Consider the following 25860-nt stretch of genomic DNA (forward strand, 5'->3'; position numbering starts at 1 on the left):
GGAGGGACGGCACCCCGGCACGGTTCAGCGCTTGACGGCCCGCAGGACGACGAACTTCGGGTCGCCCGCGACGGTGACGCAGTTCCCGAAGATCCGGCGCAGCTGGGTGTGGTAGCCGAGGTGCCGGTTGCCGACGACCCACAGCTCCCCGCCCTGGCGCAGCGCGGAGCGCGCACCGTGGAACATGTTCCGGGCGGTGGCGTCGGTGACCGCCTGGTGCGAGTGGAACGGCGGGTTGGTGAGGACGAGGTCCACGCTCCCCGGGGCCACGTCCTCCATCGCGTCGCCGACCAGGAAGTCGGCCTTGGCGTCGGGCCCTGCGTTGTCGTGGAAGGTCGCCTCGGCGGAGGCGACGGCCTGGTACGACTCGTCGATGAAGGTGACGGCGGCATCGGGGTTGGCGAGGGCCGCGGACGTGCCCACTACGCCGTTCCCGCAGCCGAGGTCGACGACACGGTCGGGCCCCGAGCGCTGCGGGAGGTGCTTCAGGAAGAAGCGGGTGCCGATGTCCAGGCGTTCGGCGCAGAAGATCCCGGCGTGGTTGGTGACGGTTCGGCCGGAGACCGCGCCGACGTCGTCGGGCAGGTCGTAGTGGTACGGCCACGGGCTGGGGGTCCTGGGCAGGGCCGGATCCGGGGTGCAGAAGATGAGCCGCGCCTTCTTCACCGCGAGGGAGGTGCGGGTGGGGCCGATGATCCGCTCGAACAGCTTGAGGGTCGAGGTGTGGATCTCCTTGACCATGCCGGTGCCGATGACGACGGTGCCGGCGTGCACGGCGGGCGCGAGCCGGTGGAGCTGGTCCTCCAGGAGCGCGAGGCTCTTGGGCACCCGTACGAGCAGGAGGTCGACGCGGTCCGGCGGCGTGTCGCGGACGGAGAGGATGCGCACCGAGTCCGGTGCCACGCCGTTGCGCGCGAGATTGGCCCCGGTGGCCCGGCGGGCGAGGTACGAATCGGTGATCTGCACGGGGCCGTGCGCGGCCAGCACGGTGGTGATCGCGCCCCAGCGGTCCCCGACGACGGCCACGGTGCCGGAGAGCGGGATCGGCTCGCTCCCCTCCGCCCCCTCCAGCCGGCGCAGCAGGTACTCGTCGGCGGCGTCCCACGCACGGAGCGGGTCACGCGGGTTCTCGGGAAAGCGGGCGAGATCGAATTCGCCCTGTGACGTCGTCAAACGGTTCATATTGCGTTCAGGCTAACCGAGTGGCGGGGAGCGCCCCGCACGCTCCCCGCTCCGGGGATGCCGCCGGGGTCTACGGGAGCCGCTTGTCCATGGCCGACCGGCCTTCCTCGGACAGCCTGCGCCGTGCCCACTCGAGGCTCTCTGGGGTCAGGTCCCGCCCGGAGGCGAGCACCAGATCCTCGGCGGTGGGCTGATCGTTGCCGCCGGTGTGCAGCAGACGGTCGGGGGTCACCCCTCGTACGTCCGGCGCTGATACGAATTCGGGCTCTTCGCTCATACCGCCTCCTCGTCCTTGCGGCAATTCTCGCGCCGGGGCGGCATCGGCGCATCCGTTGCCCCGGCGAGCCCGGCGAAGCTGTCACTTGACCTGCACATGATGACTACGCAACGTTCACACGACCGGCACCGTGCGTGTGGAAGGCTCCCGACCGAGCAGACAGCATCCGGCCACCACGACACCGTTTCGCCGCCCCGGAGAGGACACCCCACATGTCCGTTCGCCGCCGTTTCTACGCGCGTCCACTACTCGCCACCGCCGCCTCGATCGCCGTACTCACCGGCGTGGCGGCCACCGCTCCCGCCGCCACCCCCACGGCCGCCGACTCCGCGTCGCCGGCCGCCGCGCTCGACGACACCTATTACCAGGACGCTCTGGGCAAGACCGGCACCGCGCTCAAGAGCTCGCTGCACACGATCATCAGCGACCAGACCAGGCTCTCCTACAGCCAGGTGTGGGACGCCCTGAAGGCCACCGACGAGGATCCGGCCAACTCGTCGAACGTGATCCTCCTCTACACCGGCCGCTCGCAGGCGAAGAGCGGGAACGGCGGCGACACCGGTGACTGGAACCGGGAGCACGTCTGGGCCAAGTCGCACGGCGACTTCGGTACCGCGACCGGACCCGGCACCGACATCCACCACCTGCGCCCCGAGGACGTCCAGGTCAACTCCATCCGCGGCAACAAGGACTTCGACAACGGCGGCAGCGCCGTCTCGGGGGCGCCCGGCAACTACACCGACGGCGACTCCTTCGAACCGCGTGACGCGGTCAAGGGTGACGTCGCCCGGATGATCCTCTACATGGCGGTGCGGTACGAGGGCGACGACGCCTTCGCCGACCTCGAGCCGAACGACAGCGTGAGCAACGGCTCGGCCCCGAACATCGGGCGGCTCTCCGTCCTGAAGGCGTGGAGCCAGGAGGACCCGCCGGACAGCTTCGAGCAGAACCGCAACGAGGTCATATTCGAGCAGTTCCAGCACAACCGGAACCCGTTCATCGACCACCCCGAGTGGGTCGAGGCCATCTGGTAGGGCTCATCCCGGACCGGCCATGACCTCCGCGCAGTGCGCCGCGGCCTCCTCGGGGGTGCCGAAGCGCGGCAGGTCCTGGCCGGTCCGCTCCCGGACCAGGTCCGGCGGACCCAGGCGGTCGCCGGGATCGACGACGGCGGCACTCCGCCCCTCACGGGCCAGCCGGGACAGACCGGCGTGCAGCAGCTCGAGGGCGACGGAATCGACGCCGGTCACCTCGCGCAGGTCGAGCACCACGGAGACGGCCCGCTCGGGACCCGCCTCGTCGAGGGCGTACAGCACGCGCTCGGCGGCGGTGAAGTCGAGGGCGCCCTGGGCCGCGACGACACCCACGCGCTCCCGCAGGGCGCGCTCGTGCCGGCCGGTCGGCGCCGAGGGCAGTACGTCGGCGGTGGTGACGAGCGTGACGGTGGAGCCCGGCAGCGCAGGATTCCTCATGAGGTGGAGCCCCAGGCGTTCCGAGAGCGCCCCGAGCGCCGCGTGGCCGCGCACGGAGGTCCCCGCCGTGTCCAGCAGAGGGCTGTAGGAGGCCAGGCCGAAGCGGGCCGGCCCGGCGGCGATCAGACCACCCGACACCCCGCTCTTGGCGGGCAGCCCGACCTTCAGCAGCCACTCGCCCGAGGCGTCGTACATCCCGCAGGTGGCCATGACCGCGAGGACCTGCGCCGCGACCTCGGGGGACACGACCCGCTCCCCGGTGACCGGATTGACGCCGCCGTACGCCAAGGTGGCGGCCATCACCGCGAGATCGACGGCGGTGGTCCGCACCGCGCACTGCCGGAAGTAGGTGTCCACCGCGGCGACCGGATCGACGGGCAGCGTCCCCGTGCTGCGGATCAGGTAGGCGAGCGCCCGGTTGCGGTCGCCGGTCGCCGCCTCGGAGGCGTACACCTCCTCGTCGACGTCCAGCTTCCGCCCGGCGAACCGGCTGAGGCAGGTCAGGATGCGGTCGAAGGCGGGGACCTCGCGGCCGCCGGGGACCAGGGCGGTGGTGACGATCGCGCCGGCGTTGACCATCGCGTTGGCGGGCCGGCCGGTACGGGGCTCCAGGCTGATGGCGTTGAACGCCTCACCGCTCGGTTCGGCGCCCACCCAGCGGCCCACCTCGTCGAGGCCGAGCGAGGCCAGCGCGAGGGCGTAGACGAACGGCTTGGACACCGACTGCAGGGTGAAGGGGGTGTCCGCCGCGCCCGCGCTGTAGGTGTGCCCGTCCATGCTGACCAGGGCGAGTCCGAAGTCGTCGGGATCGGACCCGGCCAGCTCCGGGATGTAGTCGGCCCGCCGCCCGTCGCGCACTCCCGCGAAACGGAGGTGGAGATCGCGCAGCGCGTCCGTGACGGCCTCGGACGCGCTCACCGGCGGCCCGCCCCGTGCCGCCCGGAGGGTCGCGGGCGGCCCGCCCCGTGCCGCCAGGGATCCTCCGGGAGCGCGCCCTCCCCGGTCATTCGGTCTCGTCGCCGAAGATCTCGCGGAGCTTGGCCTCGCGCTCCGTGTCGAGGTTGCTGTGCAGCAGTTCGGCTCCGCCGCCGGGCAGCGACTCGCTGATGCGGCCGGGGACCTCGTCCATGGTGAGCAGGAACAGTGCCGACGTGCCCGGGGTCACCTTCTCCTTGACCTCGGCGATGAACTCGTCGTCGATGCCCACGTCGGCGAGCCGTCCGCCGAGCGCCCCGGCCGCGGCGCCGACGGCCGCGCCGAGCAGCGGCATCAGGAAGATGAGCCCGAAGAGCATCCCCCAGAAGGTTCCGCTCAGCGCTCCGGCGCCGACGAGGTTGAGCAGCTGCTTCGTCTTCGGCTTGGAGCGCTCGGCCGGCCAGGTCACGACGGCGGCGTCGAGGATCCTGACCAGCCCCTCCTTCTGGAGGGCCTTCAGCGCCGTCTCCACGTTCTCCGCGCCCTCGGCCGTCCGGAACTTCCACACAGTGAGCGTGGACATCGCACGCACCTCCGGAAGATAAGCGAATAACTCGCCCATATTAGGATCAAAAGGTATGAATTGACTCGTCGAACGACCCGCTCCACGACCAGGGGCGGCTCCAGCACCGCGGACCAGAACCCCTCCGGGAGGGAACGATGGATACGGACGCCCTGACGCCGGACCTGTTGCAGACACTTCGCGCGACCAGGCCCTATCCGGCCCTGTCCCTGACGATGCCGACCCACCGCCGCGCGCCGGACAACGCCCAGGACGTCGTGCGCCTGCGGAACCTCGTGGCCGAGGCGGGCAACCGGCTGGACGCCGATCCCCGCGTGACCGCCGAGGCCCGGGCCGCGGTGAAGGCACAGCTCGACCGCGCGGTGGCCGAGGTGGACCAGCGCCGAGCCCTGGAGTCCCTCGTCGTCCTCGCCGACACGGACGAGTACCAGATCTGGCAACTGCCGCGCACGGCCCCCGCACGCGTGGTCCTCAGCGACAGCTACCTCACCCGCAACCTGGTCGCGGCCAAGGCCGGAGCGCAGCTGTTCTGGGTCCTCACCCTCTCCGCGGAGCACGCCTCCCTCTTCTCGGGCACGAACGACGGGCTGCGCCCCGAGACGAGGGACGGGTTCCCGCTCACCGCCCCGCACGAGGCGCCCAACCCGCAGCGCGAGGAGCGGATCGGCGACACCCCGAGCACCTACAGCAGCGAGGACGCCCGCAACTTCCTGCGCACGGTCGACGAGAAGCTGCGCGCGGTCCTGGCGGCGGACCCGCGCCCGCTGTTCGTGGTCGGGCTCCCGCCCGCGCTCTCCCTTCTCGACGAGGTCGGCGAGAGCGCGAAGTCCGCCGTCGGGAGGGTCGCGAAGGGGACGACCGCGGAGACGACCGTGCCCGAGCTGCTCAAGGAGCTGGACCCGGCCCTGGAGGGCTGGCGCGAGCAGGCGGCCGCCCGGATCCGGGAAAGGCTCGACAACGCCCACAGCAGCCGCTCGTTCGCCGGCGGACTGGACGAGGTGTGGCAGGCCGTACGGGAGGGCCGGGCGGGCCTGGTCGCGGTCGAGGAGCACTTCGAGCAGACGGTCAGGGTCACGGACGGACACCTGGAGCCGGTGGGCGCCGACGTCACATCGGCCACGGACGGCCAGGTCCGCGAGGACATCGTCGACGAACTCGTCGAAGCGGCGCTGGACAACGGCTGCGAGGTGGCGTTCGTCGCCGACGACTCCCTCGCGGGCCACGGGCGGCTCGCGGCGGTTCTTCGCTTCTGAGCGCGTGTCCCTACGTAAGGATTATGTGAATTATGTCTAGGTTTGGCGCTCCGAAGTCGATCTCACCGCGTTGATCTCGCTGATCACGCCGTGAACGAAGGAGAGCCATTCATGGACCGATTCAGGCGCGCGTCGGCGGCAGCCCTGCTGACGGCGGTGGTACTGACCGGCGCGGTGGGCGGGGCCGCGGCGTCGTCCGGTGTCCCCGCGCCGCCGTCCGGGGAGCGCGCCCAGGACCTGGCCTCCCGGCCGGCCCTCTCCGCCTACGCGACGGCTCGGACCGTCGCGGCCTGGCAGGAGTTCCGCATCCACGGCTCCGCCCGCAACATCGGTTCCGGCACCCCCGTCACCCTGCAGCAGAAGCAGGGCAGGCGCTGGGTGTCCCTGCCCGCCACGATCAGGACCCTCCGCAGCGGCGAGTACAGCCTGCGCGTGAAGCTGGGCATGAAGGGCGAGAACGCCCTCCGGATCGCCGGCGGCGGGGCCGTCTCGCCGGTCGTGCGCACGACCGTGAGCTGAGCGTCCGTCCCACACGCACCGCGGCCGGCCTGCGAGGAAGCAGGCCGGCCGCGGTGCGTCGGAGAGGAGAGCCGGTCACCCCTCCCAGGACCAGTCGGCCACCTCGGGCAGGTCCGTGCCGTGCTCCCGGATCCAGTCGTGGTGGCGGGTGCGGGCATCCGCCATCGCCTGCCGCACCGCCACGGCACGGACCCCCAGTCCGGGCACCCGGTCGACCACGTCCATGACCAGCCGGTAGCGGTCGAGGTCGTTGCGGACCACCATGTCGAACGGTGTGGTGGTGGTCCCCTCCTCCTTGTAGCCCCGGACGTGCAGATGGGCGTGGCCCGCACGCCGGTACGCGAGCCGGTGCACCAGCCAGGGATAGCCGTGGTAGGCGAAGATCACCGGCTTGTCCCGTGTGAACAGGGAGTCGAACTCCGCGTCGGGCATGCCGTGCGGATGCTCGTCGTGCGGCAGCAGCCGGGTCATGTCGACGACGTTGACCACGCGCACGGCCAGCTCCGGGAGGTGACGCCGCAGCAGCCCGGCCGCCGCCATCGTCTCCAGCGTGGGTACGTCCCCGGCGCACGCCAGCACCACGTCGGGCTCGCGGCTGCCGTCCTCGGTGCCGGCCCATTCCCACACACCGGCGCCCCGGGCGCAGTGCGCGCGCGCCTCGTCGAGGGTGAGCCAGTCGAAGCCGGGCTGCTTGCCGGCGACGATCACGTTGACGTAGTCGCGGCTGCGCAGCACGTGGTCGGCGGTGGACAGCAGGGTGTTGGTGTCCGGCGGCAGGTAGACCCGGACGACCTCGGGGCTCTTGTTGAGGATGTGGTCGACGAACCCGGGGTCCTGGTGCGAGAAGCCGTTGTGGTCCTGACGCCAGACGTGCGAGGTGAGCAGGTAGTTCAGCGAGGCGACGGGCGCGCGCCAGTGCAGCCGGCGCGAGGTGCGCAGCCACTTGATGTGCTGGTTGACCATCGAGTCGACGATGTGGGCGAAGGCCTCGTACGAGGAGAACAGGCCGTGCCGTCCGGTGAGGAGGTATCCCTCCAGCCAGCCCTGGCAGAGGTGTTCGGAGAGGACTTCCATCACCCGGCCGTCACGGGACAGGTGCTCGTCCGTCGGGAGGATCTCCGCCTGCCACGCCTTGCCGGTCGCCCCGTAGAGCGCGCCCAGGCGGTTGGACTCGGTCTCGTCGGGGCCCACGACCCGGAAGTCCCTGCGGCCGGCGGTGGCCGCCATGACGTCCTGGAGCAGCCCGCCCAGGATCCGGGTGGGTTCGTGCAGGACCGTCCCCGGCCTGTCGACCCGCACGGCGTGCCGCTCGAGGGGAGGGAGCGGCAGATCCCGCAGGAGCAGCCCGCCGTTGGCGTACGGCGTCGATCCGAGCCGCGCCGGACCCTCGGGGACGTACTCCAGGACCTGCGCGGTGGGCCGTCCCTCGGAGTCGAAGAGCTCCTGCGGCCGGTAGGACCGCATCCACTCCTCGAGCTGGCGCAGGTGGTCGGCGTTGTCCCGGACACCGGGCAGCGGGACCTGGTGGGCGCGCCAGGTGTTCTCGACGGGCAGTCCGTCGACGTCCTCGGGCCCGGTCCAGCCCTTGGGGGTGCGCAGCACGATCATCGGCCAGCGGGGACGCGTGGACGCGCCGCCGGCGCGGGCCGCGCGCTGGTACTCCCCGATGCGGTCCAGGGCGACGTCCATGGCGGCGGCCATGGCGCGGTGGACCGCGGCGGGGTCGTCCCCCTCGACGTGGAGGGGTTCGTGGCCGTATCCGCGCAGGAGCGCGTCGAGTTCGTCCTCGGGCAGCCGTGCGAGCACCGTCGGGTTCGCGATCTTGTACCCGTTGAGGTGGAGGATCGGCAGGACGGCTCCGTCGTGCACGGGGTCGAGGAATTTGTTGGAGTGCCAGGACGTGGCGAGGGGCCCGGTCTCCGCCTCTCCGTCCCCGACGACGCAGGCGACGAGGAGGTCGGGGTGGTCGAAGGCGGCGCCGTAGGCGTGGGCGAGCGAGTAGCCCAGCTCGCCGCCCTCGTGGATGGAGCCCGGGGTCTCCGGGGCGACGTGGCTGGGCACACCGCCGGGGAAGGAGAACTGCTTGAACAGGGCGCCCATGCCGGCGCGGTCGCGGCCGACGTCGGGATACGTCTCCTCGTAACTGCCCTCCAGCCAGGAGTTGGCGAGGACGGCGGGGCCGCCGTGGCCGGGCCCCCAGACGCAGAGCGCCTGCCGGTTCCGTTCCTTGACCACCCGGTTGAGATGGGTGTGGACCAGGTTCAGCCCGGGTGAGGTGCCCCAGTGGCCGAGCAGCCGGGGTTTGATGTGCTCGGGGGCCAGGGGCTCCTCCAGGAGCGGGTTGGCCATCAGGTAGATCTGGCCGACCGCCAGGTAGTTGGCGGCCCGCCAGTGCGCGTCGAGCGCCGCGACCTCGGTGTCGGAGAGCGCGGGCGGTGTGCGGGCGTCGGTCATGAGGCGTCTCCCTGGGCAGGACTCAGTGTGCGTCGGGGGCGGGTCCGTACCAGACGGTGGTGGCGTTGCAGAACTCGCGGATGCCGTGGCCCGCCAGTTCCCGCCCGTAGCCGGAGCGCTTCACCCCGCCGAACGGCAGTGCGGGGTGGGACGCCGTCATGCCGTTGAAGAAGACTCCGCCGGCCTCCAGGTCGCGCACGCAGCGGTCCATCTCCCCCTCGTCACGTGTCCAGACGTTGGAGCTGAGCCCGAACGGGGTGTCGTTGGCCAGCTCCACGGCCTCGTCCAGGTCCGCCACGCGGTAGAGCGTCGCGACCGGGCCGAAGGTCTCCTCGCGGTGGATGCGCATGTCCGGGGTGATTCCGGTGAGCACCGTGGGCTCGTAGAACCAGCCGCGGTCCAGCCCCTCGGGCCGGCCGCCGCCGCACAGTGCGGTGGCGCCCTGGGCGAGGGCGTCCTCGACCAGCTCCTCCAGGTCGGCGCGGCCCTGTTCGCTGGAGAGCGGTCCGACGTCGGTGGACTCCTCCAGGGGGTCGCCGACGGCCAGGGCGCGCATCCCTGCGGTGAACCGCTCGGCGAACGCGTCGTACACGTCGGCGTGGACGATGAAGCGCTTGGCCGCGATGCAGGACTGGCCGTTGTTCTGGACGCGGGCGGTCACGGCCGTCCCGGCGGCCTTCTCGACGTCGGCCGAGGGCAGGACGAGGTAGGGGTCGCTGCCGCCGAGTTCCAGCACGGTCTTCTTCACCTCGTCACCGGCGACGGAGGCGACGGCGCGGCCGGCCGGCTCGCTGCCGGTGAGTGTCGCCGCGGCGACCCGGGGGTCGCGCAGGACCGCCTCGACGGCGCCGGAGCCGATGAGGAGCGTCTGGAAGCAGCCGGCGGGGAATCCGGCCCTGGTGAACAGGTCCTCGAGGTAGAGGGCCGTCTGCGGCACGTTGGACGCGTGCTTGAGGAGACCGGTGTTGCCCGCCATGAGGGCGGGGGCGGCGAAGCGCATGACCTGCCAGAGCGGGAAGTTCCACGGCATCACGGCGAGGACGACGCCCAGCGGCCGGTAGTGGACCCGGGCACGCGCGGCACCGGAGTCCTTCACGTCGGTGTCGTCGGGGTGCTCGTCGGCGAGCAGGCGTTCGGCGTTGGCCGCGTACCAGCGCATCGCCTTGGCGCACTTGGCGGCCTCGGCGCGTGCGGCCTTGACCGGCTTGCCCATTTCGATGGTCATGGTGCGGGCGATGTCCCGCTGGTCCTCGTCGAGGAGATCGGCCGCCCGGTTCAGCAGGCGGGCGCGCTCGGCGAAGCCGGTGGTGCGGTAGCCGCGGAACGCCCGGTGCGCGGCCGCGAGCCTGCGCTCCGTCTCCTGTTCGTCCAGGGCGTCGAACGTCCTGAGTGTCTCGCCGTTCGCGGGGTTGACCGTCGCGATGGGCATGGCAGTGCCTCCTTGCTCTGTTGTCCGACCGTCCCGCGCCGTGCGGCGGCGCGCGACTCGGCCCCCACGCACACGTACCCGGCCGGCGCGGATCATGCGTGCCGAGGGCACACCGTCCGCGCCGGCCGGGCCGGCGTCGGGCTTCCGGTCACACCAGTTCGGCCACCGGCGTGGTCCCGCCGGTCCTCGTGCCGTCCTCGGCCGGGCCGCCGAGGAACGTGAGGCCGCCGGGGAGCGGCGTACGCGGGAGCAGCCCGGTGGTGCACGGCGTCTCGGCGTAGCGCGTGAACCAGACGACCTTGCCGTCGGCGGTGCGGCAGGTGCCCCAGCTGTCGCTCAGGGCCATGACACGGCTCAGGCCGCCGCCACCGCCGTCGAGGAGCCGGGGCATCCGGGCGTCGTCGTCGGCCACGGACACCGTCAGGTGCCGGCCGGTCCAGCGGAGTTCGACGACACAGTGCCGGTCGTCGCCGACGTGTCGCTGGACGTTCGTCAGCAGCTCTTCCGCGGCCCGGCACACGGGCCGGACGTGCAGGTCGAGACTCCAGTGACGAAGGTGTGCGGCGACTATGCGCCGCAACTGGGAAATGCGCTCTGCCGACACCTGCAGTTCGACCAGATAGTGCCGGTCGAGTGGAACGGTCATCGTCGAGGCTCCTCACTGCGAGGGCTCACGTGCTTCACCCCGTTTGAACCAACGACCCCCGAACACGAAGCGTGAGCAGTAATCACTTCTGGGTCACTCATCAGGGTGACCCCGGGGGGCCGGTTGCGCAACCGAAGGGCCCGGCCACGGGGTGTCACGGCAGGTAGGGCAGGAGCCTGTCCGGGGTGAGGGGCAGTTCGCGCAGCCGGGCGCCGGTGGCGTGGCGCACGGCGTTCCCGATCGCGGCCGCGGTTCCGACGATGCCGATCTCGCCGATGCCCTTGCTGCCCATGGGGTTGAGGTGCGGGTCGTCCTCGTCGATCCAGTGCGCCTGGATGTCGGGGACGTCCGCGCAGGACGGCACGTGGTAGGAGGCCAGGTCGCTCTCGGTGAAGTCGCCGAAGGCCGGGTCCATGGTGCTGCTCTCGGTGAGGGCCATGCCGAGGCCCATCACCATGCCCCCGATGAACTGGGACCGGGCCGTACGGGAGTTGAGGATGCGTCCGGCGGCGTAGACGCCGAGCAGTCTGCGGACGCGCACCTCGCCGGTGAGGGAGTCGACGGCCACCTCGGCGAAGTGCGCGCCGAAGGCGTGCCGGGAGTACGGGGACTCCTGCGCGGTCTCCTCCCCGGTGTCGGCGGTGACGGAGATGCCCTCCGGCGGGATCGGCCCGGTGTGCGCGGCGATCCGCCGCACCAGCGCGGTGGCCGCCTTGTGGACGGCGGAGCCCCAGGAGGCGGTGCCCGAGGAGCCACCCGCGACGGACGCGGTGGGCAGGTCGCTGCTGCCGATGTCGACCCGCACGTTCTCGGGGGACGTCCCGAGGACCGAGGCGGCGATCTGCGCGAGGACGGTGCGGGCTCCGGTGCCGATGTCGGTGGCGTTGACCCCGACGCGGTACGAGCCGTCCGGGGCGGCCTGGGCGGACGCCGTCGACTTAGAGACGAGGACGGGGTACGTCGCCGAGGCAACCCCGGTGCCGAGCAGCCAGGGCCCCTCCTCGCGGGTGGCGGGCTGCGGGTCCCGGCCGGACCAGCCGAAGCGCCGGGCGCCCTCGGTCAGGCACGCCGCGAGGTTGCGGCTGCTGAAGGGACGCCCGCTGTCGGGTTCCACCGGAGGTTCGTTGCGCAGGCGCAGTTCGACGGGGTCGATCCCGAGGGCGCACGCCAGCTCGTCCATGGCCGACTCCAGCGCGTACATCCCCGAGGCCTCCCCCGGTGCGCGCATCCACGACGGGCTGGGCACGTCGAGGGCCGCGACCCGGTGCTCCGTGCGGCTGTGGGGCGAGGCGTACATGATGCGGGCGGGTACGGCGGCCTGCTCGACGAACTCCTTGATCCGGGAGGTGTGCGTGACGATCTCGTGGGAGACGCTCGACAGGACGCCGTCCCGGCCGGCACCCAACCGCACGCGCTGCAGGGTGGGTGCGCGGTGTCCGACGATCGCCGGCATGTACCGCCGGGGCAGGACGAGCCGGACCGGGAGCCCGGTGTGCAGCGCCGCCATCGCGGCGAGGACGGACTGGGGGCGCGGAGTGCCCTTGGAGCCGAAGCCGCCGCCGACGTGCTCGGAGAGGACGGTGACGTGGTCCCGGTCGATGCCGAGGGCCTGGGCGAGGCTGTTGCGTACGGCGGTCGAGCCCTGGCTGGAGTCGTGGACGGTCAGGTGCCCGTCGGCCCACCGGGCCGTGGAGGCGTGCGGTTCCATGGGGTGGTTGTGCAGCGCCCGCATCGTGTAGACGGCGTCGATGCAGACGGGCGCGGCCTCGAACGCGCGCATGGCGTCCCCGCGTTGACGCAGGCCCGGGTGGCCGCCGTTGGCCTCCTCGGGGGTGTACAGGCCCGGGTGGTCGCCGGTGAGGACGACGTCGTGGCCGGTGGTGGCGTACTCGACGTGCACGGCCGCCGCGCCGGCCCGCGCCGATTCGAGGGTCTCGGCCAGGACGAGGGCGACGGGCCAGCCCCGGTGCGGCACCCGGTCGTCCTGGAGCACGGCGAGGATCGGGTCGTCGGGTTCCTCCAGTCGCGGCGCGTTGTCGTGGGTCAGGACGGTGTGCACGCCCGGCACGGCGAGGGCGTCGGCGGTGCGGATCGCGGTGACACGGCCGCTCGCCACGGTGGCGGGGACGATCCAGCCGTACAGACAGCCGGACTCGGGGTGTTCCGCGGCGTAGCGGGCGGTGCCGGTGACCTTGTCCCGGCCCTCGCGGCGGACGACGGGCGCGCCGAGCGCCTGGGGGGTCTCGCTCATGACGGAAGTCCTCGGTTCTGGGTGCTGATCAGGCGGGTGCGGTCCGGTCGGTGAGTTCGGTGAGGGCGCCGACGGCCAGCCGGCGGGCCAGGTCCACCTTGAAGCCGTTGTCGCGCAGGGGCCTGGCGGCCGCGAGCTCGGCCTCCACCGCGCGCGCGAAGGCGTCCTCGGTGGGGTGGGACCCACGCAGCACGTCCTCGGCCACCCGGGCACGCCACGGCCGGTGGGCGAGCCCGCCGAAGGCGAGCGCGACCCGGTCGACACGGCCGTCGCGCACGCTCAGCACGGCCGCGACGGAGGCCAGGGCGAAGGCGTACGAGGCACGGTCCCGGGCCTTGCGGTACAGCGAGACGGCACCGGCGGGCGGCGGTGGCAGTACCACGTCGGTGATCAGCTCGCCGGGGCGGATCACCGTGTCCTGGTCGGGGTTGTCGCCGGGCAGCCGGTGGAAGTCGGTCAGGGGCACCGTCCGCTCCCCCTCGGGCCCGTGCAGCTGCACGGTGGCGTCGAGCGCCGCGAGCGCGACCGCCATGTCCGAGGGGTTGGTGGCGACGCAGTCCTGGGAGTGGCCGAGGACCGCGAGGTCGCGGTGGACTCCCTCCCGGGCCGGGCAGCCCGATCCGGGGATCCGCTTGTTGCAGGGCTTGGAGACGTCCTGGAAGTACGGGCACCGGGTGCGCTGGAGCAGGTTCCCGCCGGTGGTGGCGGTGTTCCGGAGCTGCCCGGAGGCACCGGCCAGCAGGGCCTGTGTGAGGGCGGGGTAGTCGCTCCGTACGTCGGGGTGGGCGGCGAGGTCGCTGTTGCGCACGGTCGCCCCGATCCGCAGGCCGCCGTCGTCGGTCCGCGCCACCCGGTCCAGGGACAGACGGCTGACGTCGATGAGCAGGGCGGGCGACTCCACCCCGAGCTTCATCAGGTCGACGAGGTTGGTCCCCCCTCCGAGGAACCGGGAGCCGGGGTGCCCGGCTACCGCGCGGACGGCTTCGGCCACGGATCCGGGGCGCAGATAGGCGAAGGGTTTCACGGGGCCACGTCCTCGATCGCCTCGACGATGCGGGGGTAGGCGCCGCACCGGCAGAGGTTGCCGCTCATCCGCTCGCGGATCTCGTCCGCACCGAGCGGGGCCGGCCCGCCGGTGGCGAGAGCCTCCGGCGGGGTGACGTGGGAGGGGAAGCCGTCCTCGGCCTCACCGAGCATGCCGACGGCGGAGCAGATCTGTCCGGGGGTGCAGTAGCCGCACTGCAGCGCGTCCCGCTCCACGAAGGCCGCCTGCAGCGGATGCAGCCGGTCACCCTCGGCCAGCCCTTCGACGGTGGTGATGCGGGCGCCCTGCTGCGCGACGGCGAGCAGGAGGCAGCTGTTGGCGCGCCGGCCGTCGACGAGGACGGTGCAGGCCCCGCACTGGCCGTGGTCGCAGCCCTTCTTGGCGCCGGTGAGACCGAGATGCTCACGCAGCGCGTCCAGCACGGTGGTGCGGTGATCGAGCGTCAGCGTCCGTGCCGTGCCGTTGACGTGCAGCGTGAAGGTGGAACAGTCGTCCGGGGCCGGCGCCTGCGCCGCTCCCTCGTCGACGGTCCCCGGGGTGGCGTTCATGTGCGCGTACCTTCCGGGATCGGGTGGTGCGGTGGTCAGGCGGGGCGGTGGCTCTCCAGCCGCAGGCGGATCTCCTGTTCCTGGTCGCCCGCCGCCGTTCCGACGAGCCGGACGGTGAACGCGTCCGCCAGGTGCTTACGGAGACGGTCGACCGCCCAGTAGCCACCCTGCGCCTCGACCATCACCGGCACGGAGAGCTGAGCGGGCCCGGGGCCGGGCTTCGCCTCGGAGACGTCGACGGTCGCGGTCCACACGGTGGGGCGGGTGTCCGAGGCGTCCTCGGGCGTGTCGCTCGCCGGACGGTCCGAGTCGAACGAGCGGCGCAGCACGTCGAACACCGTGCGCGCGTCCTCCTTCGGGCAGCCGGTCACCGCCACCACGACGTCACCGCTCTCCTGGTGCTCCTGCGTCTGTTCCTGCGTGCTGTTCACCCTGGATTCCTTTCACTGGGGACGTCTGAGCGCTGCTCGGCGACCCCCCGCTGGGGCCGATCGTGTGACGGGTCCTCCCTCAGGAGGGAGGACCCCGGAGCGTGTGCGGCGGAGAGCTCGCGCGCGACGCGTGTCAGCGGCCCGCGCGGGACGTCACGACGACCACGCCGGGGCGCGTCGCCACGGCACGCGTCTCCCGCCCCATCGGGGCTCTTCCTCTGCCCGGAGGATCGCCGCCGGGCGCCTGCCGGCGCTCCGGGCGGTGTTCCAGGTCCCATCGTCTTCCTCCAGCGGTCCGGGGACTCCCTCAAGGCTCACCCCACGGCTCCGTGTCGGCGACACGAGCGACGGCTCGGGCGGGCAGGCCCGCGAAAGATCTCGTACCCGGTGTGTGCCGGGGAAACATGGGCAGTGTCCTGCCTGTCCCCTCGGCCGTCGCCGGTTCACACGGCGCCGACAGGAGGGAGATAAGCCGCATGAAACACATTTACCGTGACGTCGTCATAAAACATGAATTCATGTCAACGGCTGTCTGTGATCGATTCCGCGGGGTATGCGCCAAGCATGGACGTAACGAACGGAGCAAGGGACTCGCTCGCCGTCGTGCTCGCCGACGACGGACCGGGCGCGGTGGGTGTGATCGTCGGCATCGTCGGACTCGCCGTGGTGATTCTGCTGATCGGCGGCTTCTGGTTCGGGATGCGGCGCCGGGACAAGGAGTCACGGCCCCCGCGCCCCGAGGAGCAGCCGCTCCGGCCGGACCACCGGACGGAGATCCAGGAGAGCGGCAGGCACCACGCGGACCGGTTTCCCGAGGACGGCCGGGCGATGACCCCGTACGAACTCAGCGACCGCGGTAACGAGGTGATCCCGCCGCAGGAGGACGACGACCGGCGTGACTGACGCACGGAGCGCCCCGCCCGCCGGCCGGGCACAGCGGTCCGGGCCCGTCCATGAGCGGGCCCGGACCGCTGTGCCCGGACCGTCCCTCTCCCACCGTCGATCGGAGGACCATGAAGCCGGGGGGCATATGAACCAGCCGGAGTCGGACCGCAGGACCCGTGTCACCGTCCTGGTCGCCCTCTCGGCCAATCTCGTGATCGCAGTGGCGAAGGCCGTGGGCGGACTCCTCTCGGGGTCCCCCGCCCTTCTGTCCGAAGCCGCCCACTCGGTGGCGGACAGCGTGAACGAGGTCTTCCTGCTGGCCGCCCTGCGGCGCAGCAACCGTCCTCCCGACGCCCGCCATCCCTTCGGGTACGGCAAGGAGCGCTACTTCTGGTCGCTCCTCGCCGCCGTGGGGATCTTCGTGGTGGGCGGCTGCTTCTCGTTCTTCCAGGGCTTCGAGGCGCTGGGCAGCGACGGGCAGGAGTCACCCGACGGATACACGGTCGGCCTGATCGTCCTCGGCGTGGCCTTCCTCGCCGAAGGCGGTTCGCTCGTCCGCGCGCTGCTGCAGCTCCGCCGGGAGAAGGGCGCGGCCCGTGACCCCGCGTTGCGGACGGTCATCGCCGAGGACAGCACGGCCGTGCTGGGCGTACTGCTGGCCATGGCGGGGATGGTGCTGCACCTGGTCACGGGAGACGTCGTGTGGGAGGCATCGGCCTCCCTGGGGATCGGTCTGCTGCTGGTCTACGTCGCCTTCCGGCTCGGCAAGGACGCCCGGGACCGGCTGATCGGGGAGTCCGCGGATCCTGAGCTGCGCCAGGGTGTGGAGGAGTTCCTGACGTCCCAGGACGAGATCGACAACGTCGCGGCCCTGTTCACCATGGGTCTGGGCCTCGACTCCGTGCTGGTGGCGGCCCGCGTCGATCTGGCGCCCGGCATCGACAGCGAGGAGATCGAGCGGGTGTCCGTCCGCATCAAGCGGTCGATCGCCCGGAGCTGGCCGGAGGCCGAGCACGTCTTCCTCGACATCACGAACGCGCCGCCGCGGGGCGGGGTGTGATCGCGGCGGCCGCGTGTTGCGGGAGTCGCCGACGCGCACGAGGCTGGTCCTGGCCCCGCGGCACCGAAGAAGTCATGCCGCAGAACCGATAAGGCAGTGGGACCATGACTACTGGCGATCCGCGGACCGCGCCGGAACCGGCGGTGCTGAGCGGTGCGAGCGCCCCGTGCTGGGTCCACCTGGTGACCCGCGATCTGGAGGACGCGCAGCGCTTCTACGGCGCCGTCCTCGGCTGGACCTTCCGCCCGGGACCACTGGGCAGGGAATTCGTGATGGCCCGCTCCGAAGGCGTGCCCGTCGCGGGTATCGGCGCCGTGGCGTCCGCCTACCAGGTGGCCGTCGCCTGGATGCCCTACTTCTCGGTCCGGGACGCGGATGTCGTCTCCGACCGCATCCGCGAACGCAGCGGGACCGTCGGGGTCGGCCCGCTGACCGTCGGACTGGGCCGAGCCGTCCTGGCCGCCGACCGGGACGGCGCCTCCTTCGGTGTCTGGGAGTGGACGGGCCGCGCGGCCACCCTCGCCCCTTCGGGGAACCAGGCCCACGCCTGGCTCCGGCTGCGCACGAGGGACGCCTTCGACGCCGCGATCTTCTACGGCGAGGTCCTCGGCTGGGAGAGCGGGGAGCCGGGCGGGTGCGAGGTGGCGTACGTGAAGGAGGAGGTCCTCGTACGCTGCAACGGACGCCCCCTCGCCCGGATCAGCTCCGGCGCCGTGGAAGCCGCGCCCGACCCACAGGTGCGACCGCACTGGCAGGTCCAGTTCCCGGTGGCCGATGTGCGCGCGACGGTCCTCGCGGCGGAGCGGAACGGGGGGACCCTCATGGAGCGGCGCGACGTCCAGCACGGGAGCGAGGCGACCCTCCGGGACCCGGACGGCGGACTCTTCACCGTGACGGACGTACGCAGCCCGGAGGACGCCGACGAGGACTGACGGGCCGACGAGGACCGACGGTCAGGGGCGCGGGTCGGATTCGTCGTCCGGCGCTCCGCAGTCCTCGCCGGGCCGGAGGCCGTTGTTCCGGGCGATGGCCCACAGCGGGAAGACGAACCAGCAGACCAGGAACCACAGGGCCATGGCGCCGACCAGCCACAGGGCCACCACGTTGTGCAACGCCACCCGCATGATGAGCAGGAGCGTGCTGCACATCGTGCAGAAGAGGAGGCCGAGCCCCAGCTTCGTCAGGCGGGAGGCCCAGGTGACCGTCTGGGGCTTCATCCTGCGGCCGGTGAGCAGCCGGTGGTACGACACGGGCCCTATCAGCGCGGCCGCCGTCGCCGACCCGAGCATGACGGTCACGACGTAGATGTTCCGGTCGACGGTGGAGAGGTCGGCGAAGCGGGGCTGGAAGACCACGGCGAGCAGGAAGCCGAACAGGATCTGGACACCGGTCTGCGCGACGCGGAGCTCCTGCAGCAGTTCGCCCCACTGCCGGTCCGCCCGCTCCTCCTCGGTCTCCCGCCGTCCGCTGCGCGGGTTCGTCCCCGCCCCGTCTCTGCCGTTCCCACCGTTGCCCATGGGTATCTGACCCATCACTGCCTCCCCCACCTCGTAGAGGTGGTACTGGTGCCCCGCGAAGCCGTCATGAATCCTGCGTCATCCGCGCCCGCGGGCAGCCGCGGGTCGGCGCGCCTGCCGATGCTCTCCATGGTGGCAGCCGCGGGGGAATCCACCACAGCTGCCGCCTGCGGGGCGGGAGACGACCCTCGACCACGGGCCACGACCTCGACGCACCGTGACAACTCGCTTAGGATCGTCGTACGGCATCGCGCGTCGGTCACCGTCCGGGTGAGGCGTGGAGGTAGCCCGTGAGATGCCTGTTGGAGGCATTCCACCGTGCCAGTCGAGTTGAACCACACCATCGTTCATTGCCGGGACAACCGGGAGTCCGCCGAGTTCCTGGCGAACCTCCTGGGTCTCACCATCGGGACGGAGTGGGGACCCTTCATCCCCGTCGTCCTCGCGAACGGCGTCACGCTGGACTTCGCGACCGTTCCCGCGGAATCGATCACCGTGCAGCACTACGCGTTCCTCGTCTCCGAGGCGGAGTTCGACGTCGCCTTCGGACACATCGAGGCGCAGGGGATCACCTACTACGCGGATCCCCACCAGAAGCACCCCGGCGAGATCAACCACAACGACGGCGGACGCGGGGTGTACTTCCCCGATCCGAGCGGTCACGGGATGGAGCTCATCACCCGCCCGTACGGCGGCTGGTCGTAGCGGTCTCCCTTGTCCGGCGCACGACCCGCACGACCCGTACGGCCCGGCAGGCATCCTGCCGGGCCGTACGGCTCAGGACGTCGTGTCGACCGGGAGGGCCAGTTCCGGCCGGTCCCACATCACGGCGGGCGGACGGGCCACGACGGTACCGGTGCGTTCGGCGCCCACGGCACGGTAGAAACCCTCGGCCGGCGGGTGCGCGACCACGCGTACGGAGTCCAGGCCGGCCCGGCGTGCCTCCTCGCGCAGATGGGCGACGAGGAGGCGTCCGATCCCCCGGCCCTGGGCGTCGTCGGCGACGAACATGAGGTCGAGCTCCGGCGGGGACAGGACCAGGGCGTAGAACCCGAGCACCCGGCCGTCCTCGTCGACGGCCGCGTGGACGGCATGGGCCTCGATGTAGTCCGGGCCGACCTTGTACCCCTCCACCATGGGCGCGTACGGGCCCTCGTAGGCGCGCGACCTGGTGACCAGGCGCGTGAGCCGCTTCGCGTCCCGCGCGACGGCCCGCCTGACACGGACCCCGCCGTGTCCGCCCGTAACGCTCGATCTCATGAGGCGAGTATTACGCACACCGGTCACGCACCACGCATCATGCGCGGCGCCCGCGCCACGGCGCGGTCGTTCAGCGACCGTGCCGCCCGGCGTGCCACTCGCTCACGAGCGCGTCGATGTCGAACGGCGCGAGATGCAGCGGCGGTCCTTCCGGCGGTCTGGCCAGGGCCTCGCGGATCCTCTCGTTGATGCCGGTCAGGATGCGGCGGACCTCCGCCTCCGACCGGGCCCGGAACGCTTCCTCCCGGGCGTCCTCCGCGGCCTTGCGCAGGGCGAGCGAGGGCGGGAGCGCCGACAGGCCCTCGCGTTCCATCTTCGCCTTGATCCACCACATCGCGTCGTAAGGCCTGTCCAGGCCGGGAATCGGTCGGCCCGCACCCGGCAGGTCGGCGAAGGAGCCGCGCTCCTCGGCCTCGCGGATCTGCCGGTCCACCCATGTCTCGAAGCTGACCCCGGCGGGTTTGCGCTCGGTCACCGCGTGCCCCTCTCGCCACTCGGTCCGGACGGCTCGGTGTCCGCCCCGCATCGTCCGGTTTCGGCACGATCCAGGATACCGGCGGCTTCCCTGCCTTGAACGGTGCCGAGTGGGTACACGGCTGGTGCAGACAGCCCGGCCATACACCGAACCTGGCCCGAACCGGAAGGGGTTGACGAGAGTGGAACAGCACGGCGCACCGGCCGCGGACCGACGGGAGCGTCACCCATGACGACCGTGGTGATCATCGTTGCCGTCGTCCTGGTGGCAGCGCTCGCCTTCTTCCTCATCCGTGGCCGCAGCACCGGCGGCCGAGGACTGCAGCGCCGCTTCGGACCCGAGTACGACCGCACGGTCGCCCGGCACGACGGCGACACCAAGGCGGCCGAACACGAGCTCTCCGAGCGTGTGAAGCAGCACGGCTCCCTGTCCGAGCGGCCCCTGTCGGCGGAGGCCCGCGAGGGGTACTCCCGCCGCTGGGCCGAGGTGCAGGAGCAGTTCATCGACTCCCCCAAGGACGCGGTCGTCGCGGCCGACGCCCTCCTGGCGCAGCTGGCACGTGACCGGGGCTTCCCGGACGGCGACAGCTTCGAGGAGCAGACGGCCGCCCTCTCCGTGCATCACGCCCACCAGGTCGACGGCTACCGCAGGGTGCACACGGCGGTGCGCGGCCAGGGCGGCACGGAAGAGATGCGGAAGGCCCTGATCGAGTCCCGGGCACTCTTCGACGTGCTGCTCGCGGACGCGCCGGACGCGCCGACACAGACGGACCGACACGAGACGAAAGGCAGTGCAACAGCATGACCGACCGTATTGAGCCCACGACCGATGCAGCCTCCGCCAAGGAGCCGCGCCACAACGGCACTCCGGAGACCACCCCGTCGACGACGCCCGGAACGACGTCGGCCAGAACGCCGGGAGAGACTCCGGGCAGGACGCCCGGAGCGGCCTCGGACAGGACGTCCGCAGGAGCAGCCGGAATCACGTCCGGGGACAGCAAGAGCCTGAAGCCGAAGAGCGGCGGCCCCGACGACCTGAGCGTCCCGCCGGCACCGCGCACGGCACCCGCCGCGCAGGCGTCCGAGCGGACCGGTCGTCACGGGACCACCGGCACCGGCACCGTTACGGAGGGCCCCCTGGTCTCCCGCGACCACCAGGACAAGCTCTCGCAGCGTATGCAGCAGGCCGTCACCGACTTCGTCGAGAGCCCTCGCCGGGCCGTCGAGGAGGCGGACAGCACGTTCGACGAGATCGTCTCGGGCCTGACCGAAGCCCTCACGGAACGCAGGCGCGTCCTGCGCGCGAGCTGGCAGGAGCAGGACACCGATGCCCAGACCGAGGAGCTGCGGATAGCGCTCCAGCGCTACCGCGACATCAGTGAACAGCTGCTGAAGATCTGAGCGGTGCGGCGACCGCCCGGCCCGGTGCCACGTCCCTCGACGCGGCGCCGGGCCGGTCCGCGTCCGGGGCCGCGGATCCGGGCCGCGGAACGGACCGTCAGGCCGGTACGGCCAGGTCGGCGCGGAGCCGCTCGGCCACGGCGGAAGGCAGCCGCAGCGCCTTGCTCAGGTATCCGTCCAGCCCGCCCCAGCGCTCGTCCATGGCGTCCAGGGCCGCCTCCAGGTAGCGGGGCCTGGCCTCGATGACCGCGGAGGCGATGTCCGGGTCCCCGCCCTCGTCGAGGAAGCGCCGTACGGCCGGCCCGTAGGCGGCGCGAACCGCCCGGTTCACCGCGAGGAACTCCGCGCGCACGACCTCGCGCGACGCACCCGCCATCATCAGGAGCAGAGCGGTGGCCCAGCCCGTCCGGTCCTTCCCCGTCGCGCAGTGGAAGAGCAGCGGTCTCGCCCGTGGGTCCGAGACGGTGTCGAGGAAGGCGCGGTAGGCGGCTGCCGCGCCCGGGGAGAGGACCATCTTCCGGTAGGTCTGCGCGAAGAGTTCCTCGGCCTTCCCGCCGCCGAGCAGGGCCGCTGCTCCGTCCGGGTCACTGAGGAGCGCCCGCAGCCGCGCCGGCGACACGCCAGGGTTGTCACCGAGGACGTCCGCGACGAAGAGCCTGGCACCCGTCGGAAGCCGGTCGGGCGCCCACTGGCGCTCCTCGGCGGTGCGCAGATCGACCACGGTGCGGATGCCGAGCGCGGCCACCGCCATGTCGTGCTCGGCGTCGAAATCGCTCAGCTGACCCGAGCGCAGAAGGATTCCCTGCCTCAGGCGGCGGTCGCGCCCCAGGGCGATGCCGCCCAGATCGCGCAGGTTGACAACGGTCGAAGCGGGGACGGCCCGGGCGGTCTGCACGATGAACTGCCTCTTTCCCGACAGACTGCAGGTCGGAATCAACGTCGCACGGCGTGCGCATATCGACAAAAGGAAACGCGAGGGACCGGGTACCGGCCGCCGAGGTCAGTCGGCGAGGATCCTCGTCTTCTGCGAAGCGAACTCGGCCTCGGTGAGGACGCCCCGCTGCCTCAGGTCGGCGAGCCGCTCGAGGAGCGTGATGACGTCGTCCCCGCCGTCCGCCGGGATCCTCTCGTGCGCCAGGAGCCGGCCACCCGCGTCCTGGACCGCTCGGGTGAGAGGCACCGACCAGAGGTCCTCCCATACGATCAGCGCGGCGGAGCCCTCCTCGGGCAGGCCGTCGAGGACGTCGAGATCCGTGATCTTCGGCATCCCGGCGGGCCGGTCGTCCGGTGGTTCGAACGACACCAGCCCTCGAGGGTCCATCTCCCGGAGGCCGACATGCTCGGGAGCACCGCCTCCGGCTCTTCGGGCGAAGGCCAGATCGAGGATGCGTACGGCCTCGGAGGCGACGGCTTCGGCCAGTACGGGCGCGATCGCCTCGGCGAAGCTTCCGCCGGGAAAGGTGACGACGAGGTACTCCACGGGTCCCACGGCCACGGTACGTCCTTCCCCTGCGGTTCTGGGTCGACAGCAGCATAACTTCGGACAATCCGTGACGCACTGTGAAAAGTCCTGGCGGGAAAGGTAGGGGCGAGACGCCTCCTGCGGCACGCCTCTCCCGCAACCGATCAGGAATGGAGAAGCAGAAGCCCCCCGCCCCCCGTAGCGTGACGCACAGGGGAATCAGGGGTTCGCGGTGCTCCGTCGGCGTGTTCGGCGGCCGGCCGCACCTCAACCGGGCTCGCCGGTGATTCCGCCCCGGCCGGCACCACCGGTCCGACAGGAAACCACCGTTGCCGCGACCACGCCGGTGACACCGACGGGTTCCGCGAGAGCGGATCCGCGAACAGATGGAGAGACGACGAGCATGGCCACGAGGAAGAGCACGGGGTCGTCCGCGCCGCACGTTTCCGACAGCCACGACGTGATCCGTGTGCACGGCGCGCGCGTGAACAACCTCAAGGACGTCAGCGTCGAGATCCCCAAGCGCAGGCTCACGGTGTTCACCGGCGTCTCCGGCTCGGGCAAGAGCTCGCTGGTCTTCAGCACGATCGCCGCGGAGTCGCAGCGGATGATCAACGAGACGTACAGCGCCTTCGTCCAGGGCTTCATGCCGACGCTGGCGCGGCCGGAGGTCGACGTACTCGAAGGGCTGACGACGGCGATCATCGTCGACCAGCAGCGGCTGGGTGCCGACCCCCGTTCCACGGTCGGCACCGCCACCGACGCCAACGCGATGCTGCGCATCCTTTTCAGCCGCCTCGGCTCACCGCACATCGGGCCGCCCGGCGCCTTCGCCTTCAACGTGCCCTCGGTCCGGGCGAGCGGAGCGATCACCGTCGAGCGGGGGAACAAGAAGACGGTGAAGGCGACCTTCAGCCGCACCGGTGGCATGTGCACCCGCTGCGAGGGCCGGGGGACGGTCTCCGACATCGACCTCACCCAGCTCTACGACGACTCGAAGTCGCTCGCCGAGGGCGCGTTCACCATCCCCGGCTGGAAGTCGGACAGCCAGTGGACCGTGCAGGTCTACGCGCAGTCGGGCTTCGTCGACCCGGACAAGCCGATCCGCAGGTACACCAAGAAGGAGCTCCAGGACTTCCTGTACGGCGAGCCGGTCAAGGTGAAGGTCAACGGTGTCAACCTCACCTACGAAGGGCTGATCCCGAAGATCCAGAAGTCGTTCCTGTCCAAGGACAAGGAGGCGATGCAGCCGCACATCCGGGCGTTCGTGGAGCGGGCGGTCACCTTCACCACCTGCCCCGAGTGCGACGGAACCCGGCTCAGCGAGGGGGCACGGTCCTCGAAGATCAAGCGGATCAGCATCGCCGACGCCTGCGCGATGCAGATCAGCGATCTGGCGGAGTGGGTCCGGAGCCTCGACGAGCCCTCGGTGGCGCCGCTGCTCGAGGCCCTGTGCCAGACCCTCGACTCCTTCGTGGAGATCGGTCTCGGCTATCTCTCGCTCGACCGGCCGGCGGGCACGCTCTCGGGGGGCGAGGCCCAGCGCGTCAAGATGATCCGTCACCTCGGCTCCTCGCTCACCGATGTCACCTACGTCTTCGACGAGCCCACCATCGGCCTGCACCCCCATGACATCCAGCGGATGAACAACCTCCTGCTGCGGCTGCGGGACAAGGGCAACACGGTGCTCGTCGTGGAGCACAAGCCGGAGACGATCTCGATCGCCGACCACGTCGTCGATCTCGGCCCCGGCGCGGGCACCGGGGGCGGCACCATCTGCTTCGAGGGCACCGTCGACGGGCTGCGGGCCGGCGGCACCGTCACCGGCCGCCATTTCGACGACAGGGCCGCCCTCAAGGAGGAGGTGCGCAAGCCCACCGGGACCCTGGAGATCCGTGGTGCGACCGCGCACAATCTGCGGGACGTCGACGTCGATGTCCCGCTCGGGGTGCTGACCGTCGTCACCGGCGTCGCCGGATCCGGCAAGAGCTCCCTCGTGCACGGGTCGATCCCTCCCGGCGAGAACGTGGTGTCGGTCGACCAGGGTGCGATCCGGGGGTCACGGCGCAGCAATCCGGCGACGTACACCGGGCTGCTCGACCCGATCCGCAAGGCGTTCGCCAAGGCCAACGGCGTGAAGCCGGCGCTGTTCAGCGCCAACTCCGAGGGGGCGTGCCCCCATTGCAACGGTGCCGGCGTCATCTACACCGACCTGGGGATGATGGCCGGTGTCACCAGCGTCTGCGAGGAGTGCGAGGGCAAGCGGTTCCAGCCCTCGGTGCTGGAGTACCGTTTCGGCGGCCGTGACATCAGCGAGGTCCTCGCGATGCCGGTGACCGAGGCCGAGGAGTTCTTCGGCGCCGGTGAGGCGCAGACACCGGCGGCGCACCGCATCCTCGGCCGGCTGTCCGACGTGGGGCTCGGCTACCTCAGCCTGGGCCAACCGCTCACCACCCTGTCCGGCGGCGAGCGTCAGCGGCTCAAGCTGGCCACCCACATGGCCGAGAAGGGCGGCGTCTACGTCCTCGACGAGCCGACCGCGGGTCTCCACCTCGCCGATGTCCAGCAGTTGCTCGCGCTGCTGGACCGGCTCGTGGACTCCGGCAAGTCCGTCGTCGTCGTCGAGCACCACCAGGCCGTCATGGCCCACGCCGACTGGATCATCGACCTCGGACCGGGCGCCGGCCACGACGGAGGCCGGATCGTCTTCGAGGGCACACCGGCCGACCTCGTCGCCGGCCGCTCCACGCTCACCGGCGAGCACCTCGCGGCCTACGTCGGCAACTGACCCGGGGG

26 protein-coding genes are annotated in these 25860 nt (G+C 71.6%); 10 read left to right on the forward strand and 16 right to left on the reverse strand.

Annotated features, from left to right (window positions below):
• Positions 1–24: 24 nt before the first annotated feature.
• Complete coding sequence (locus OG488_RS02230; RefSeq protein WP_329225369.1) at positions 25–1182, reverse strand: methyltransferase; 1158 nt, start codon at positions 1180–1182, stop codon at positions 25–27.
• A 70-nt stretch (positions 1183–1252) separates the two neighbouring features.
• Positions 1253–1459 (reverse strand): hypothetical protein, encoded by a 207-nt coding sequence (locus tag OG488_RS02235; RefSeq protein ID WP_329225371.1) that lies wholly within the window; start codon positions 1457–1459, stop codon positions 1253–1255.
• Positions 1460–1671: 212 nt separating this feature from the next.
• Between OG488_RS02235 and OG488_RS02240 the strand changes: the two genes are divergently transcribed.
• Positions 1672–2493 carry an endonuclease I family protein gene (locus tag OG488_RS02240; protein WP_329225373.1) on the forward strand — a complete coding sequence of 274 codons (822 nt, stop codon included), beginning with the start codon at positions 1672–1674 and terminating at the stop codon, positions 2491–2493.
• Between the two features lie 3 nt (positions 2494–2496).
• Here the strand turns inward: OG488_RS02240 and glsA are convergent, their stop codons facing one another.
• Both glsA and OG488_RS02250 read right to left on the reverse strand, forming a co-directional pair.
• Positions 2497–3849 carry a glutaminase A gene (gene glsA / locus OG488_RS02245; protein ID WP_329225375.1) on the reverse strand — a complete coding sequence of 451 codons (1353 nt, stop codon included), beginning with the start codon at positions 3847–3849 and terminating at the stop codon, positions 2497–2499.
• A gap of 85 nt (positions 3850–3934) precedes the next feature.
• A complete protein-coding gene (locus OG488_RS02250; RefSeq protein WP_329225377.1) occupies positions 3935–4429 on the reverse strand; it encodes a DUF1269 domain-containing protein in 495 nt (164 codons plus the stop codon).
• 137 nt (positions 4430–4566) lie between these two features.
• On the opposite strand from OG488_RS02250, the gene OG488_RS02255 reads away from it, so the two are divergent.
• Both OG488_RS02255 and OG488_RS02260 read left to right on the forward strand, forming a co-directional pair.
• Positions 4567–5682, forward strand: a complete 1116-nt coding sequence (locus OG488_RS02255; RefSeq protein WP_329225379.1) for a baeRF3 domain-containing protein — start codon at positions 4567–4569, stop codon at positions 5680–5682.
• Positions 5683–5793: 111 nt separating this feature from the next.
• Positions 5794–6201: a hypothetical protein gene (locus tag OG488_RS02260; protein WP_329225381.1), complete on the forward strand. Its 408-nt coding sequence runs from the start codon at positions 5794–5796 to the stop codon at positions 6199–6201.
• 75 nt (positions 6202–6276) lie between these two features.
• Here OG488_RS02260 and OG488_RS02265 read toward each other — a convergent pair whose 3' ends face one another.
• The 7 genes from OG488_RS02265 to OG488_RS02295 all read right to left on the reverse strand — a co-directional run bounded on the left by OG488_RS02265 (position 6277) and on the right by OG488_RS02295 (position 15005).
• Complete coding sequence (locus tag OG488_RS02265) at positions 6277–8655, reverse strand: phosphoketolase family protein (protein ID WP_329225383.1); 2379 nt, start codon at positions 8653–8655, stop codon at positions 6277–6279.
• 22 nt (positions 8656–8677) lie between these two features.
• Complete coding sequence (locus OG488_RS02270) at positions 8678–10084, reverse strand: NADP-dependent succinic semialdehyde dehydrogenase (protein WP_329225384.1); 1407 nt, start codon at positions 10082–10084, stop codon at positions 8678–8680.
• Between the two features lie 148 nt (positions 10085–10232).
• Positions 10233–10730 (reverse strand): ATP-binding protein, encoded by a 498-nt coding sequence (locus OG488_RS02275; RefSeq protein ID WP_329225386.1) that lies wholly within the window; start codon positions 10728–10730, stop codon positions 10233–10235.
• Between the two features lie 154 nt (positions 10731–10884).
• Complete coding sequence (locus tag OG488_RS02280) at positions 10885–12981, reverse strand: xanthine dehydrogenase family protein molybdopterin-binding subunit (protein WP_329225388.1); 2097 nt, start codon at positions 12979–12981, stop codon at positions 10885–10887.
• 28 nt (positions 12982–13009) lie between these two features.
• Positions 13010–14005 (reverse strand): FAD binding domain-containing protein, encoded by a 996-nt coding sequence (locus OG488_RS02285; protein WP_329225390.1) that lies wholly within the window; start codon positions 14003–14005, stop codon positions 13010–13012.
• A complete protein-coding gene (locus OG488_RS02290; protein ID WP_329225392.1) occupies positions 14002–14574 on the reverse strand; it encodes a 2Fe-2S iron-sulfur cluster-binding protein in 573 nt (190 codons plus the stop codon). Before OG488_RS02290 ends, OG488_RS02285 begins: the two co-directional genes overlap by 4 nt.
• A gap of 35 nt (positions 14575–14609) precedes the next feature.
• Positions 14610–15005 (reverse strand): hypothetical protein, encoded by a 396-nt coding sequence (locus OG488_RS02295; protein ID WP_329225394.1) that lies wholly within the window; start codon positions 15003–15005, stop codon positions 14610–14612.
• Between the two features lie 564 nt (positions 15006–15569).
• On the opposite strand from OG488_RS02295, the gene OG488_RS02300 reads away from it, so the two are divergent.
• The 3 genes from OG488_RS02300 to OG488_RS02310 all read left to right on the forward strand — a co-directional run bounded on the left by OG488_RS02300 (position 15570) and on the right by OG488_RS02310 (position 17882).
• A complete protein-coding gene (locus OG488_RS02300) occupies positions 15570–15908 on the forward strand; it encodes a DUF6479 family protein (protein WP_329225395.1) in 339 nt (112 codons plus the stop codon).
• 127 nt (positions 15909–16035) lie between these two features.
• Positions 16036–16950, forward strand: a complete 915-nt coding sequence (locus tag OG488_RS02305; protein WP_329225397.1) for a cation diffusion facilitator family transporter — start codon at positions 16036–16038, stop codon at positions 16948–16950.
• 104 nt (positions 16951–17054) lie between these two features.
• Positions 17055–17882 (forward strand): VOC family protein, encoded by an 828-nt coding sequence (locus OG488_RS02310; RefSeq protein ID WP_329225400.1) that lies wholly within the window; start codon positions 17055–17057, stop codon positions 17880–17882.
• 21 nt (positions 17883–17903) lie between these two features.
• On the opposite strand, the gene OG488_RS02315 is transcribed toward OG488_RS02310, so the two are convergent.
• Positions 17904–18482, reverse strand: a complete 579-nt coding sequence (locus OG488_RS02315; RefSeq protein ID WP_329225402.1) for a DUF6328 family protein — start codon at positions 18480–18482, stop codon at positions 17904–17906.
• A gap of 303 nt (positions 18483–18785) precedes the next feature.
• Here OG488_RS02315 and OG488_RS02320 point away from each other — a divergent pair, with 303 nt between their 5' ends.
• A complete protein-coding gene (locus OG488_RS02320) occupies positions 18786–19172 on the forward strand; it encodes a VOC family protein (RefSeq protein WP_329225403.1) in 387 nt (128 codons plus the stop codon).
• Between the two features lie 72 nt (positions 19173–19244).
• Here OG488_RS02320 and OG488_RS02325 read toward each other — a convergent pair whose 3' ends face one another.
• The gene (locus OG488_RS02325; protein ID WP_329225405.1) at positions 19245–19727 is read right to left on the reverse strand and encodes a GNAT family N-acetyltransferase; all 483 of its coding nucleotides are present in this window, start codon (positions 19725–19727) and stop codon (positions 19245–19247) included.
• A 70-nt stretch (positions 19728–19797) separates the two neighbouring features.
• On the reverse strand, positions 19798–20202 hold the full coding sequence (locus tag OG488_RS02330) for a J-domain-containing protein (RefSeq protein WP_329225407.1): 405 nt from the start codon (positions 20200–20202) through the stop codon (positions 19798–19800).
• 228 nt (positions 20203–20430) lie between these two features.
• On the opposite strand from OG488_RS02330, the gene OG488_RS02335 reads away from it, so the two are divergent.
• Entirely contained in the window at positions 20431–21006 is a 576-nt protein-coding gene (locus OG488_RS02335; RefSeq protein ID WP_329225410.1) for a hypothetical protein, read from the forward strand.
• Positions 21003–21602, forward strand: a complete 600-nt coding sequence (locus tag OG488_RS02340) for a hypothetical protein (protein ID WP_329225412.1) — start codon at positions 21003–21005, stop codon at positions 21600–21602. The genes OG488_RS02335 and OG488_RS02340 overlap by 4 nt, the downstream gene beginning before the upstream one ends.
• A 97-nt stretch (positions 21603–21699) precedes the next feature.
• Here the strand turns inward: OG488_RS02340 and OG488_RS02345 are convergent, their stop codons facing one another.
• Both OG488_RS02345 and OG488_RS02350 read right to left on the reverse strand, forming a co-directional pair.
• Positions 21700–22497, reverse strand: coding sequence for a tyrosine-protein phosphatase (locus tag OG488_RS02345; RefSeq protein WP_329225414.1), 798 nt, complete (start codon positions 22495–22497; stop codon positions 21700–21702).
• Positions 22498–22602: 105 nt separating this feature from the next.
• Positions 22603–23097: an SHOCT domain-containing protein gene (locus tag OG488_RS02350; protein WP_329225416.1), complete on the reverse strand. Its 495-nt coding sequence runs from the start codon at positions 23095–23097 to the stop codon at positions 22603–22605.
• Between the two features lie 370 nt (positions 23098–23467).
• Between OG488_RS02350 and OG488_RS02355 the strand changes: the two genes are divergently transcribed.
• A complete protein-coding gene (locus tag OG488_RS02355; RefSeq protein WP_329225418.1) occupies positions 23468–25852 on the forward strand; it encodes an excinuclease ABC subunit UvrA in 2385 nt (794 codons plus the stop codon).
• The last annotated feature ends 8 nt before the right edge of the window (positions 25853–25860 follow it).

This window comes from Streptomyces sp. NBC_01460 (assembly GCF_036227405.1).
Classification (GTDB): domain Bacteria; phylum Actinomycetota; class Actinomycetes; order Streptomycetales; family Streptomycetaceae; genus Streptomyces.